The following is a 12,449-nucleotide window of genomic DNA, read 5'->3' as shown; positions in this document are numbered from 1 at the left end:
ACCTCGTTAATTTTCACCTCGGATTTCCTGTGATTTCGCGCACTTCACCATAGGACAAGGAGGGCGTAGATGCAAGGGGGGGGGAAGCTTTGGCTTTGGGGATGGAGGGTAATCAGCGGGCAAGAAACAGTTCCAGCAGGGTGCTTTTTTGACCGGCGAGAATTTTTTCCACCTCTTCCCGGGCAATAGAGCGGTCCCAGCCGGCCTCAACCAACTGATCGAGAACCGCCTGAAACCGGGTGCGACGGTGCATGCCGAATTCTGATTCGTCGCGACGGTCCTGGAACATGGCCAGCAGCGTCGACCCGCAGCGGCAGTTGCGGTAAAGGCCGACAAAACTCAGGTTCGGTTCGTCATAGCGCCGAAGTCCTGAGCAGTAAAAAAGCCGCCTGGTTTTATGCACATAATCATCAACCGAATAAAAGACCTGGCCACAGCGCCCACAAACCTTGGGAAACATTTCTTCGTTCAGAGCCACAAGTCCTTCATAGATTTTCCTGCGCGACCTGGGCATGACGCCCTCCCCTTTTTTTATAACGGGAATATGCAAAGTTGGTTGTTACTAATTGTAGCGGACTTTTAAGATTTGTCACGTCTTTTTTAGAAAATTTTAAAAATCAAATTTTCTGCATAACTGCTCCAGATATCTTGAGCTGAGTTGACTCGAAGCCAGGCTGCGCTTGACCGGAGGCATGCGAAGCACAGCACCCAGAAGAGCCGCCAACGCTCGATGACTCCACAACACCTGGTTGTCAAACACAAGGTGCTCGAGAGTCCCCCGTTCAATGGCCATCTTGACGGTTTTGTGAACGGAATTGACCGGGGTAATGACGCGCTTTGGTCGCGGCTTCATGTGCAGGGCCTGCAGGCGGCACACCCGCACACAGACGCCGCATCCCAGGCAGAGTTCCTCATCGATCACGGCCTGACGCCGACCAACACCATCGGCATCTGCTGTCTCGAGGCTGATCACGTGCGCCGGGCAGGCCGGCAGGCAGCGCCCGCAGCCGGAACACTTATCGGCCACCACGGCAATGTAATTGCTGGTATGGATTGGATGCTGGTGACCAAAACGCTGGTGAGCGATCATCGCCTCGCAGCAGCAGGGGCAGCAGTTGCAGATGAAACTGACCCCGTTCTGGACATTTTCAGCGAACTGGGCCAGGTTCTGCTCCCAGACTTTGTGTAGAAGCTCCTTGCATTCACTCGTTTCGACGCGACGGACATGCCCGTGGCGGATCAGCGAAGACGCCACGGTGTTGAAGGTCATGCAGATATCCATCTCTGCATTGCAGGCACGTCCCTGATGGGCGCGTTTGTGCCGGCAGTAACAGAGCCCGATGCCGATATCGGTGGCCGACTCGATAATGTGCGTTGCCCGCTCATAGTCAAGAACATGCAAAGCATTCTCCGAGCCGAGAACGTCCTCGCTCACCAGAACGCGGCCCATTTGCGTTTCACCATCGACGAAAAGGGCTTTGATGAAATCGTCCTCAACCGTTATGTACTGCTCGAACAGTTCGGCCAGCAGTTTCTGATCCAGATCCGCACGCACCCGCATCATGGAGAATTCAAAGAAGCCGGCCATGGGCGGCGGCAGAACATAATGCATCCGCCCTTTCTGCTCCATGTCGACCAGCAGCCCACGGGAGGAAAGTTCCTGCAGAATGTTCTGCGCCTCACTCTCGGTTTTTCCCCAGGCCTTGGCGGCTTTTGCAGATGTAAACGGTCGCAGCGGCAGATCGGAAACAAGCTCGGCTTCCTGCGGGCTGAAGAGCATGGAGAGAATGCGGGTCAGCATCTCTGAAGGAGGGGCCCCCTGCGGGAAGCGGTTCAGGCGCTCCGTCAAATGGTGGTAGGAGTTGCGGACGGTCAGGTGGGCCATTAAACGGTCTCTTTCGCCAGGTCAGCCAAGGGGTACGCTAAATTTGACGTTCGTTACACAAAAGCCTCTCATCATCTCTCACGTCTGGGGTCCGAAACCGACCAGGCTTGAAATGGCTGCAAGAATCAAAGCTACATCCATGAAAACTGCAATCATGGAGCAGGGAGAATCTGATGTTTCAGGAGACATTAAAACTTCCCTTTCTTACAGGGTAGATTCAAATTGCAAGTGTACCATTTCGGGGACACAGATATATTTGAATAATCTTTATCAAAAATAAGAAAAGACTCAAGAACCCACAAAGACTTTCTGCAGCATCCTGAGCCTTTTCATGGCATCAGATTTTCTGTATTTTTAACTATTTATTCTTTCTTTTTCTTCCTGAAAACAAAAACAAAGCAATGCTTCCTATTCCAAAAATAAGAAAAGAAGATGGCTCCGGGACGGCAGAGGGTGCTTGTTGCCCTGCAGCATACTCTAAATTAAACTCAGAAATTGAAAAATCGTCAAAACCCCAATATGAATTGACATATCCAATATTGAAAACTATCTCATTCTCTCCATAATTCAGTAAAGAATTCTCTCCTGAGTATGTCTTACTACCATTGCCATTGGGCAGAGGACTAAACTCATGTCCATTTAATACAAAATAATTATCTGCCCGACTATCGTCACCTTCATATTTAATAAAAATATCAAAAACTGAATTTTGTTCAGGAAAATTTGAAAGATTAAATTTTCTAACAACAGAAGATAAATATTGTGATTCTAGATAATTATCTTTATTAGTGTTATTGTCTCCAAATTCAAGAACTCCACTATTGTTAGTATCAAAAATTTCAATAAAGTCGACAGTTAAAGCTTGTACTTGGCTCGACAAAAAAAACACACAGAATGAAACAAAAATCAGTCCATAAAAATTTTTACTCATTTTCAGCCTCATTTCTACTAAAAAACCGTTAAATAAAAACACCGACAAATGACACACACACAAAGACTGCAAAACAAAAATGGAATTGCACACGGAGTATGCACATTTAGTGCCTCAAACATAAGCTATTGTTTTAGTTATTATTTTCTGGACTTTGCTGGTTGTCATATGTTTTGAAGTGTAAAATTTTCCGACGGTACTGTTGTTGAAAAACAACACTTTGACGGAAAAAATTACAAAATCCGCATGGAAGAAATGCGGATCAACAGCTCGGGGGGAGGAGCGCCCCGGGGAATGCGGTTCAGGCGCTCCGTCAAACGGTCTCTTTCATCATGGCCTTAAACAAACGCTCGGCATCTTCCCTGCGACACAGCTCCGTTCCAGGAGTCATGACGGCAGCGGTTCCGGAGGCGATCCCGAAAATGACTGCTTCCCGGAGTTGTTTTCCCCTGGCCAGGCTCAAAACGATGCCGCCCACCATGCTGTCGCCGGCACCGACCTTGCTGATAATGGGCACGGTGGGCGGCAGGATATGTTCCGTGAACGATTCAGCAGCGACTAAAGCTCCAGCCGCCCCGAGAGAGATCACCACAACTTCGCAGCGGCCCTCTTTGACCAGATTCTGAGCCTGTTCCTTGATCTGAGCCTCTTCGGTGACATGATCGCCGACCAGATCCCTGAATTCGCGGACATTGGGCTTGATCAGAAATACGCCCTCCTTGAGAGCCTCCTCAAGAGCCTTTCCCGCGACATCGACAATTGTTTTCGCGCCGCACTTTTTGCCGGCGCGCGCCAACTGAGCGTAAAAATCGACGGGAACGCCCGGCGGCAGGCTGCCGCTGGCCACCAGGTAGTCAGGAGACGGCTCAATACTTTCAATTTCCGCCAGAAACTGCCGCCATTCGTCCTTTTGCAAATGAGGCCCCGGCATCCCGAATCGATACTGCAGCCCGGTCTCTTCCTCCAGAACCACGAGACTCTCGCGAACCGCGCCCGCTATCGGCAGCGGACGGTGGAAAAGATCTTCTCTGTCGAGAAGTCCCTGCAGTCTCTGCCCCGTCAATCCCCCCGCCGGATAAAGGAGTTCAGAATCCCCACCGAGCTTTTTTATGGCGCGGCAGACATTCACCCCGCCACCACCCGGTTCGAAACGGGGCGGATTGCAGTAGAGCTTTCGCTCAGCAACCACGCGCGCAACACTTGAACTCTTGTCGATCGCAGGATTCATAGTCAGCGTGACGATATTTTTCATAGAAAGTTCCCTCTTTATGAACTGCGGCATCTGTCAGGATCGCGGATACGAAAAGACGACATACGACCCGTTAAAGGGGCCGAAAAAAGAAACTTTCAAGTATCCCCAGGGCGAATTTGTTCCCTCCCGGGAACACGCTCTAAGCCTTGCCCCAGCATAAAGTTCTGGTCATTTGTTCTCCGATGGGGTATAAAGGGTTCGTCCTTTGCCCTTGGAGACCCTGTCGTGAATCTGAAAGAAATCCATGTACGACCCGTTTCAGCCCTCGAGGAGGACCGATATCGGGAGACAATGCAAGCGCATCATTATCTGGGAGATCTGCCCAAGATCGGCGAAACCCTCTGGTACGTTGCCATATTGCGCCAGCAGTGGGTCGCTTTGCTGAGCTTTTCCGCTGCGGCCTTGAAGTGCGCCGTTCGCGACCAGTGGATTGGCTGGGATCATCGGCGCCAATATGACCGCTTGAAGCTGGTTGCCAACAATAGCCGTTTTCTGATCCTGCCGCAGTGGCATTTGCCCAATCTGGGCTCGCGCGTCTTGGCGCTGTGCGAACAAAGAATCCAGCGCGACTGGCTGGAGCGCTTTGGCCATCCGCTTGTGCTGATGGAGACCTTTGTCGATCCGCAGCGCTATCAAGGCACGGTTTACAAGGCGGCCAATTGGCTATGCCTGGGTCAGACCAAGGGATTTCGCCGAACCCGTCAAGGTTATAGCAACCTCGCACAGTCCCCGAAGATGGTGTTTGTTCGTGCGCTGCAGTCCAATGCCCAATCGCTCTTGTCCCGCCCCCTGCTTGGGGCGCCCTATTGTCCAGGAGACGTGAAAATGTTGTTGACAGCCAATCAAATGCGATCCTTGCCAGAGTTTTTCACCGACATCCCCGACCCGCGCCGCGCCGCAGGGAAACGCCACCGGCTGTCCACCGTTTTGGCCATTGCCGCCGGGGCGACGCTTTGCGGGATGCGCGGGTACAAGGCGATTTCCGATTGGGCCAAAAGTCTTGGCCCCAAGGCGCGCGAGCGCTTCGGATGCCGTAAAAAACAAGGGCAGTACCTTGTCCCGAGCGAATACATCATCCGCGATATCCTCATCAGGGTCGATCCGGATCATCTCGACCGCAGCTTTCAACGTTGGAACGAGGCTTACGCAGGCGCGGATGAAAGCCTCGCCATTGACGGCAAGACCATGTGCAACGCCACCGACGAGCAAGGCCGCAAGACGCATATCATGAGCGCGATCGGCCACGAGACCAAAACCTGCCACACCCAAAAAAAGTCGGCCTCCTGCCGATAGACGATGGCAGCGACGAGGTCAAGCAAACGAACGAAATCAAAATGGCCATCCCCTTGCTCGAGGCGATCAGCATCGAAGGCAAGACCATCAGCGCCGACGCCCTATTGACGCAACGCCGATTGGCCCGCTACCTGGTCGAAGACAGGCAGGCCCATTACCATTTCACCGTCAAAGGCAATCAGCCCCGGCTTCTCGAAGACCTCACCCTGTATTTTCATGGCCGCCAAGAACCTCACGCTGTCACCGTCGACTCCGACCATGGCCGGATCGAGACGCGGAGGATCTGGGTCACCGCCGAGCTCAACGACTATCTCGACTTTCCTCACGTCGGTCAGGCTTTCATGGTCGAACGCGAAAGGGTCAACAAAAAGAGCGGGAAAGTCTCAACCGAAACCGTTTACGGAATCACCAGCCACACACCGCAGCAGGCCGACGCCCAGCGCATCCTCAAGACTAATCGCAACCACTGGTGCATAGAAAACAGCTGCCACTACATCATTGACTGGAATTACGACGAAGACCGAAGCCGGATACGCACCGGCCATGGGCCGGAAAACATCACCCGGCTCCGACGCTTCGCGGTCGGTCTGATTAAATCAAAAAGCGTCGGCAGCGTTGCGCAGAAAATGAGGATGCTCGCCATGAACCCCCGCGCCGTCTTCGACTACCTGCGAATGACCGATAATACAAGGAGCAGGCGCTCGGCTGCTGGATGCAATTAGAACAAATTTGCCTTGAAGTATCCCTTGTCCCGCCCCGCATCGACTGCTGATATGTTTAGATTGTGGTTTTATAGCAGAACGCTGATTCCCTTTTCTTGCAGGTATTCTTTAACCTGCCGTATGGTCAGCTCGCGGAAGTGAAAGACCGAAGCTGCCAGCAGCACGCTTGCCCCGCCTTTTTCAACGGCCTCGTAAAAATCCTCCAGTTTGCCCGCACCTCCGGAAGCGATGACGGGGACCTTGACGGCGTCGGCAATCGCGCGGGTAAAGGCGATATCATATCCGGCCCGAGTTCCGTCGCCATCCATGCTGGTCGGCAGGATCACCCCGGCGCCCAGCTCCTCGCAGCGCGTAGCCCATTGTGCGGCATCAATTTCCATAGGCTTGGTGCCGCCGGCGACGACCAGCTCGAAACCCGACGGCATCGACTCATTTCGACGGGCGTCGATAGCAACGGTGATGCGCTCTGAGCCAAAAGCCTGCGACGCCTCACGGATCAACTCCGGGCGCTTGACGGCGGCGCTGTTCATCGAAACCTTATCTGCCCCCGCTTCAAATAAAAGCTCGATATCCTCCAGGGAGGAGATGCCGCCCCCCACCGTCAAGGGGATGTCGATAACTTCTGCGACCTGCTTGACCCATTCAAGGCGGTTCTTGCGGTTTTCAAGGGTCGCGGCGATGTCGAGCATCGCCAGCTCGTCAGCCCCTTCTTCCTGGTAGCGTCTGGCGCACTGTACGGGATCCCCGGCATCTTTGATGTCGACAAAATGAACCCCTTTGACCACTCTTCCCTCCTTCATATCAAGGCAGGGCATGATTTTTACTGTCATAACGTCATGTCTCCGATCTTCCGTTATTTTCTGCTGCGGATAATATCTCATTCGTTTTAGAAACCTACCTTATATCTAACGAAATTCATGGAATCCCGCAAGCCTCCATATACACGCATCAAGCCGGTCGATATATTAACCACCCTGATTTTGTTCGCTCCATTCCTCAGATTATTTGTTACATTCTTACTTTTCGATCAAGCTTTTCTTGTCAAACTGCTTTTTGGCGCAATGCAATGTCTTGACGGTCCGGTTTCCGGATTCTGGAGAGTGAATGCGGTTATTACAGGTTCAATTGGAAAAATTCTTAGATTCCCTGAAAAAATGGGCTGAAATTACCAGGAGACGCCGGAAAAGTTTTTTCGCCGCGCTTTTGGCCTTGGCCCACATCGCCGGTGCCCTGACCTCGGTACAGGCCGTTATGGAAACACGCACCGCACAGGGAGCAATTGCCTGGGCGGTTTCTCTCAATACCATCCCCTACGCGGCAGTGCCTGCCTACTGGGCTGTCGGTCGTACAAAATTTGAAGGATATGTCAAAAAGCGGCAGGACAGAATTGATGAGACCAGCCCTTTTGTACGCCAATTTATCGACTCGGCCAAAAAAGATTTTCCCGATCCCGACCAGGATATAGAAGCACACTTTCTAGAACGGCTGATCAGGCTCCCGACCACCAGGGGCAATGATGTGCAATTGTTGCGCAACGGCGAGGAGATCTATTCGTCCATTTTCCGCGGCATGGAAAGCGCGGAGGATTACCTGCTGGTGCAATTCTATATTGTCAGAGATGACGATCTTGGGAAAAAACTCCAGCAGCAGATGCTTGCCGCGGCCCAGCGGGGCGTGCGGGTTAAGTTTTTATACGATCAGATCGGCAGCCGCAAGCTACCGCACAGCTACCTTGATGCTCTGCGACAGAGCGGGGTCAAAGTCCATTCCTTTATCAGCACCCGGGACCGTTTTCGTCCCTTTCAGTTGAATTTCCGCAATCACCGCAAGATTGTTGTTGTGGATGGTCGCCAGGCCTGGCTTGGCGGTGCCAATATTGGCGAGGAATACCTGCATGCCGACCCGAAACTTTCACCCTGGATCGATGCCATGGTCAAAGTTGAAGGACCCGCCGTGCAGGCAGTTCAAGTTCCGTTTCTGGAAGACTGGTACTGGACCAGCGGGGACATTCCTGACCTCGATTGGGCGCCGCAGGCTGCCTCCACCGGAAAGTCACGCAAGGTGTTTGTCCTGCCGACCGGTCCAGCTGATCGTTTTGAAACCTGCGCGCTTTATTTCCTTCACATGATCAACAACGCAACGCATCGACTCTGGATCGCCAGCCCCTATTTCGTGCCCGATGAACAGATTGTCAGCGCGCTGCAAATGGCAGCCTTGCGCGGAGTGGATGTCCGCATCCTGATCCCCGAAAACTGCGACAACTTCATGGTGAACCTGTCGGGGTGGTCCTATGTGGCTGAATTAGAGAAAGCCGGCGTGGAAATTTATCGCCACACCAACGGTTTTCTCCATTACAAAGCTTTATTGGTCGATGACAGCGTAAGCGCCGTCGGTACCGCCAATTTCGACAACCGCTCTTTTCGGCTCAACTTCGAGATTACGCTGGAAGTGGAGGATGAAGAATTCGCACAGGAAGTCAAAGAGATGTTCCTGCATGATTTTGCCGATTCGCGCCTCTCTTCTGCGAAAGAACTTGAAGAGCGACATTTTATTTTTCGTCTGGCGGTTCGAGTCGCGCGCCTTTTTGCGCCGATACAGTGAGGCAGACGAATCAACACTTCGTCATTGGCCAAGACTCAGAACGTACCTCGCCACAACCTCAAGCTCCTCATCCGACAACGCGTGATGGAAAAATGGCATACCATTGGGGCGTCCGTCCCGAATGCTCTCCATGACCGACTCCAGGTTTCTGCCATAAGTGAATTCGTCCCGCTGCAGCGACGGCCCCTTACGGGTCCCTCGCTCATTGCCCCTGGATCCATGGCAGGTGGCACACATCCGATCGAACAGAGTCTGGCCCCGTTGCAGTTCAGTCTTTTCCTGCGAACCCCCGGCCTCATCCGCTGAAGCGCTTTGCGTCGAGCGCCTCTCCGTAGGGATTTCTTGTTCACTGCACGCCGTCAACCCCAAAGCAAAAGTCAAACTGATAAAAATCAGGCAGATATTCTGATTGCTCGACCTCCCAAAAATATTGTAAAACCGTTATGACACGTTAATTTTTTCCAAAAAATAACCGCTCTTCACATCCGGTCAAAAATCCTACTTCTTTATTCCTACCAGCACACTTGAATCAGTGGGACCGCGGTAAGCAGTGCGGTGGGTCTCTCCAATCCCTGCCGCCTCCATCATCTCCCTGATCTCTTTTTCCGAATAAGACTGCCCGGAGTCAGTCACTGCCAGCATGTTCAGTGAAAACAGGGCGGGAAACAGGGGGCCGTCCTTGGTGTCGTCGAGGATGAACTCGTGGATAATCATCATCCCCCCCGGCTCAAGGGCGTCCGCAGCTTTGGCCATGATTTTGCGACAGGCCTCAGGGCTCTCTCCATGCAGGATATGAGAGAGCCAGGCGACATCGTAAGGCCCACCCAGGTCGTCAGTATGGAAATCTCCCGGGGAGAATTTTACGCGATCCGAGAGGTCAAATTTTGCAATCGTCTGTTCAGCGAAAGGCTGGGTGGTTGCCAGGTCGAAGACGGTTCCGGCCAACTGCGGATTGTGCATGCAGAAATGGATGGCATAGGTTCCAGGCCCCCCTCCCAGATCAAGAAGTCGGGTTTTGCCGGACAGATCCAGGGTCGGCACCAGTTCCGGCGCAATTCCCATCGCCAGATTGAACATCCCCATAAGAAAGCTCTCGCGACGGCTGTCTTCATCATGCTGGATCATCAGGGGATAGACCGATTCTCCGGATATTACGGCTTCATCGAGACGCATCCAGGATTCCATCAGGTGATGGTGATGCATGATCATATACCCCACGTAACGCGGGGACTCTTTACACAGAAAGGTACGTGCATCTTCCGTATTACGGTAGGTCTCCCCTTCTTTGCGCATCAGCCTCATGGCGCACAGGGCGTTGAGAAACATGGCTGTGGCCCTGGTGTCTGCATTTATGCATTGGGCAACTCCTTCGGCGTCGAGAACTTTATCGCCAATGACGGAAAAAATATCCAGCTTGACCGCCGCGTGCAGTGTGCAGGTTTCCCAGTAAGCTCCTGAAATTCCAAGAAGATGATCCGGTTCGCTTTTTTGATTCATTTCAACGTCTCCATGCATTGTTTAAGATTCAAGATTTTTAAAGCCCGAGGTCGTCATCAATAAGAATGACCTTTATCCGTTTTCGGGGAAAACATTGACTGTCCCCCGGCAAAGCCGGGGGATTACCTTATGTATTTATTTCGTTCACAACACGGTGAACGTCCGGAAGACATCACCGCCCTTCGGGATGTTTCGTTGGGCATTGACATGCCCCCTTTTGTTTTTCTGCAGCGATCTTTTCAAGAATTGACGATCGACCATGATTTTGAAGCACATCATCGCGAATGTCATTTTCCGTGTAATTGAAGCAATAGCAAATCATCCTATTCATGTTCTTATCGATCCTTTACAGCGGCCAGACCCACAGCAGCATGGGAACACTGACGAGGACCACAAGCACTTCTGTCGGCAGACCCAGAGGCCAGTAGTCGCCGAAACGAAACCCACCCGGCCCGAGAATCAGTGTGTTGTTCTGATGGCCGATAGGGGTCAGAAAAGCGCAGGATGCGCCGACGGCGACTGCCATGAGAAAGCTGTCGGGGTTGACCTGAAGCTGCGCAGCCGTGCTCAGAGCCAGAGGGCACATCAATGCGGCAGTGGCGGCGTTGTTCATGAAATCCGTCAGGACCATGGTGACGATCAGGATCACTGTCAGACCGATGACTGCATTGCCCTGGGCAACGTTGTCAATAAAAAAACTAGCAATGAGATCCGCTGTGCCGGTGGAATCCATGGCGTGCGCGACCGGCAGCATGGCACCAAGTAGAACGATGACAGACCAGTCAATAGCGCTATAAAGCGACCGCAGCGGCACGATGTGTAGAACGATGAATGCAAGAACAGCCCCGGCAAAAGATATGGCCACAGGCAGTATCCCCAGCGCGGTTGCGAGTATGGCTGCCGCCATTACGCCGGCCGCAAGAATAGACTGACCCTTTTTCGGGACCCGAATGTCGCGCGTAGCCAGAGGCAGACAGCCGTACGTATTGCCGAAGCCGGTCAGGGCCTGGGGCATGCCACGCATTAAGAGCACGTCACCCGGTTGAATCACGGTAGACCGGAGACGTTTAATGGAGCGGCGCCCCTGACGTGAAATGGCAAGCAGGTTAATGCCGTAACGGGAGCGTAACTCAATATCACTGGCTGTTCGGCCGATCAGCTGAGCGCCAGGTCTTACAACCATCTCTTGAATAAAAATTTCTTCGGTCGAAGATTTTTCTTTTTCCTTCTCTTCCTTTTTGTCCTTACCTCCGTTCCCTAAACGCTCGGAAGATTTATCTCTACCCTCTTCTTCCTCGCCTTCGTCGGGCGAAACATCCTCTTCAAGCTTCAGGTTCAACTCGCTCAATGCCGAAGTAAGAGCTTCAGGATCGGCTTCAATCGTCAGGATGTCTCCCTCGCGCAGCAGATGCCAGGGATTTGGTGCAGAGACTCGAAGATCGTAACGAACCAAACCCACGATCTGAGCATCGGCACCTTCAAGCATATTTTCAACATCGCGCAACCTCTTGCCGATAACCTTGCTGTCTTCATCAACCCTGATTTCGCTCAGATACTTCCCCATATCGAAGCGGTCCAGATCGGACTGCTGCCGGTCCGGCACCAGGCGCCGCCCCGCCAGGGCAATGAACAAGATTCCCACCACGGCCACAGACAGCCCCACAGGGGTGTAATCAAACAGACCGAAACCACCGGGACCTGCCTCCGCGCGAAACCCAGCAACAATCAGGTTCGGCGGGGTGCCGATCATGGTGGTCATGCCACCCAGGATGGAGCAGAACGCAAGCGGCATGAGAACTTTCCCAGGTGGGAGTTTCTGCTTTTCAGCCATCTGTATAGCGACGGGCATCAGCAGTGCCATGGCACCGACATTGTTCATAATCCCCGAAAGACCCGCCACTAAGGAACAGAGGGCCAAGAGGCTTACGGTTGGTCCCGCCGAGGCGGGCAGCACCCGTCTTGTCATTTCATCGACGGCACCAGTGATCTGCAGTCCATGACCCAGCACCAGCACACAGGCGACAGTAATCACCGCCGGATGTCCGAAACCTGAAAAAGCCTCTTCACCTGGAACCAGACCAAAAACAACGCACGCGAGCAATGCGCCCATGGCGACAAGATCATGGCGTCTGTGCCCTCGGATGAAAACCGCCATGGTCAACAGCAGCACGGCAATAATCAGCATCTGATCAAAAGTCATAACAATTCGGCATTCCTTGCAGAAAGAGGTAAGTCAACCTGTGCTTTCCAGTATTTAGACACATTTGA

Annotated in this window: 12 protein-coding genes; 4 read left to right on the top strand and 8 right to left on the bottom strand. The window is 52.8% G+C overall.

Annotated elements, in window-relative coordinates; translation table 11 throughout:
* Nucleotides 1-112: 112 nt before the first annotated feature.
* The 4 genes from GSUB_RS08870 to GSUB_RS08860 all read right to left on the bottom strand — a co-directional run bounded on the left by GSUB_RS08870 (nucleotide 113) and on the right by GSUB_RS08860 (nucleotide 4,068).
* Complete coding sequence (locus GSUB_RS08870; protein WP_040200347.1) at nucleotides 113-514, bottom strand: hypothetical protein; 402 nt, start codon at nucleotides 512-514, stop codon at nucleotides 113-115.
* Between the two features lie 96 nt (nucleotides 515-610).
* On the bottom strand, nucleotides 611-1,885 hold the full coding sequence (locus GSUB_RS08865; RefSeq protein ID WP_040200346.1) for a 4Fe-4S dicluster domain-containing protein: 1,275 nt from the start codon (nucleotides 1,883-1,885) through the stop codon (nucleotides 611-613).
* Between the two features lie 358 nt (nucleotides 1,886-2,243).
* On the bottom strand, nucleotides 2,244-2,816 hold the full coding sequence (locus GSUB_RS18610; RefSeq protein ID WP_158414068.1) for a PEP-CTERM sorting domain-containing protein: 573 nt from the start codon (nucleotides 2,814-2,816) through the stop codon (nucleotides 2,244-2,246).
* Between the two features lie 313 nt (nucleotides 2,817-3,129).
* Nucleotides 3,130-4,068: a 1-phosphofructokinase family hexose kinase gene (locus GSUB_RS08860; protein ID WP_040200345.1), complete on the bottom strand. Its 939-nt coding sequence runs from the start codon at nucleotides 4,066-4,068 to the stop codon at nucleotides 3,130-3,132.
* A 291-nt stretch (nucleotides 4,069-4,359) separates the two neighbouring features.
* On the opposite strand from GSUB_RS08860, the gene GSUB_RS18050 reads away from it, so the two are divergent.
* Nucleotides 4,360-5,361: a Druantia anti-phage system protein DruA gene (locus GSUB_RS18050; protein WP_052464442.1), complete on the top strand. Its 1,002-nt coding sequence runs from the start codon at nucleotides 4,360-4,362 to the stop codon at nucleotides 5,359-5,361.
* 41 nt (nucleotides 5,362-5,402) lie between these two features.
* Entirely contained in the window at nucleotides 5,403-6,083 is a 681-nt protein-coding gene (locus GSUB_RS08850) for an ISAs1 family transposase (RefSeq protein WP_040199265.1), read from the top strand.
* A 68-nt stretch (nucleotides 6,084-6,151) separates the two neighbouring features.
* On the opposite strand, the gene hisF is transcribed toward GSUB_RS08850, so the two are convergent.
* The gene (gene hisF / locus GSUB_RS08845; protein ID WP_040200343.1) at nucleotides 6,152-6,913 is read right to left on the bottom strand and encodes an imidazole glycerol phosphate synthase subunit HisF; all 762 of its coding nucleotides are present in this window, start codon (nucleotides 6,911-6,913) and stop codon (nucleotides 6,152-6,154) included.
* Nucleotides 6,914-7,000: 87 nt separating this feature from the next.
* Between hisF and GSUB_RS19545 the strand changes: the two genes are divergently transcribed.
* Both GSUB_RS19545 and cls read left to right on the top strand, forming a co-directional pair.
* Entirely contained in the window at nucleotides 7,001-7,246 is a 246-nt protein-coding gene (locus tag GSUB_RS19545) for a hypothetical protein (RefSeq protein WP_162483922.1), read from the top strand.
* A 46-nt stretch (nucleotides 7,247-7,292) separates the two neighbouring features.
* Entirely contained in the window at nucleotides 7,293-8,684 is a 1,392-nt protein-coding gene (gene cls, locus GSUB_RS08840; RefSeq protein ID WP_200890130.1) for a cardiolipin synthase, read from the top strand.
* Nucleotides 8,685-8,705: 21 nt separating this feature from the next.
* Here the strand turns inward: cls and GSUB_RS08835 are convergent, their stop codons facing one another.
* The 3 genes from GSUB_RS08835 to GSUB_RS08825 all read right to left on the bottom strand — a co-directional run bounded on the left by GSUB_RS08835 (nucleotide 8,706) and on the right by GSUB_RS08825 (nucleotide 12,381).
* Entirely contained in the window at nucleotides 8,706-9,065 is a 360-nt protein-coding gene (locus GSUB_RS08835; RefSeq protein WP_052464811.1) for a c-type cytochrome, read from the bottom strand.
* Nucleotides 9,066-9,182: 117 nt separating this feature from the next.
* Nucleotides 9,183-10,181, bottom strand: a complete 999-nt coding sequence (locus GSUB_RS08830) for a methyltransferase (protein WP_040200341.1) — start codon at nucleotides 10,179-10,181, stop codon at nucleotides 9,183-9,185.
* Nucleotides 10,182-10,527: 346 nt separating this feature from the next.
* Nucleotides 10,528-12,381 carry an SLC13 family permease gene (locus GSUB_RS08825; protein WP_040200339.1) on the bottom strand — a complete coding sequence of 618 codons (1,854 nt, stop codon included), beginning with the start codon at nucleotides 12,379-12,381 and terminating at the stop codon, nucleotides 10,528-10,530.
* Between the last annotated feature and the right edge of the window lie 68 nt (nucleotides 12,382-12,449).

This window comes from Geoalkalibacter subterraneus, from assembly GCF_000827125.1.
Taxonomy (GTDB): Bacteria; Desulfobacterota; Desulfuromonadia; order Desulfuromonadales; family Geoalkalibacteraceae; genus Geoalkalibacter_A; species Geoalkalibacter_A subterraneus.
This window is presented reverse-complemented; position numbering and strand designations above follow the sequence as displayed.

What these genes read in the sequence shown, in the direction of transcription:
- GSUB_RS08870 (WP_040200347.1), bottom strand. Translation starts at nt 514, where the DNA reads ATGCCCAGGTCGCGCAGGAAAATCTATGAAGGACTTGTGGCTCTGAAC.
- GSUB_RS08865 (WP_040200346.1), bottom strand. Translation starts at nt 1,885, where the DNA reads ATGGCCCACCTGACCGTCCGCAACTCCTACCACCATTTGACGGAGCGC.
- GSUB_RS18610 (WP_158414068.1), bottom strand. Translation starts at nt 2,816, where the DNA reads ATGAGTAAAAATTTTTATGGACTGATTTTTGTTTCATTCTGTGTGTTT.
- GSUB_RS08860 (WP_040200345.1), bottom strand. Translation starts at nt 4,068, where the DNA reads ATGAAAAATATCGTCACGCTGACTATGAATCCTGCGATCGACAAGAGT.
- GSUB_RS18050 (WP_052464442.1), top strand. Translation starts at nt 4,360, where the DNA reads ATGCAAGCGCATCATTATCTGGGAGATCTGCCCAAGATCGGCGAAACC.
- GSUB_RS08850 (WP_040199265.1), top strand. Translation starts at nt 5,403, where the DNA reads ATGGCCATCCCCTTGCTCGAGGCGATCAGCATCGAAGGCAAGACCATC.
- hisF (WP_040200343.1), bottom strand. Translation starts at nt 6,913, where the DNA reads ATGACAGTAAAAATCATGCCCTGCCTTGATATGAAGGAGGGAAGAGTG.
- GSUB_RS19545 (WP_162483922.1), top strand. Translation starts at nt 7,001, where the DNA reads ATGGAATCCCGCAAGCCTCCATATACACGCATCAAGCCGGTCGATATA.
- GSUB_RS08830 (WP_040200341.1), bottom strand. Translation starts at nt 10,181, where the DNA reads ATGAATCAAAAAAGCGAACCGGATCATCTTCTTGGAATTTCAGGAGCT.
- GSUB_RS08825 (WP_040200339.1), bottom strand. Translation starts at nt 12,381, where the DNA reads ATGACTTTTGATCAGATGCTGATTATTGCCGTGCTGCTGTTGACCATG.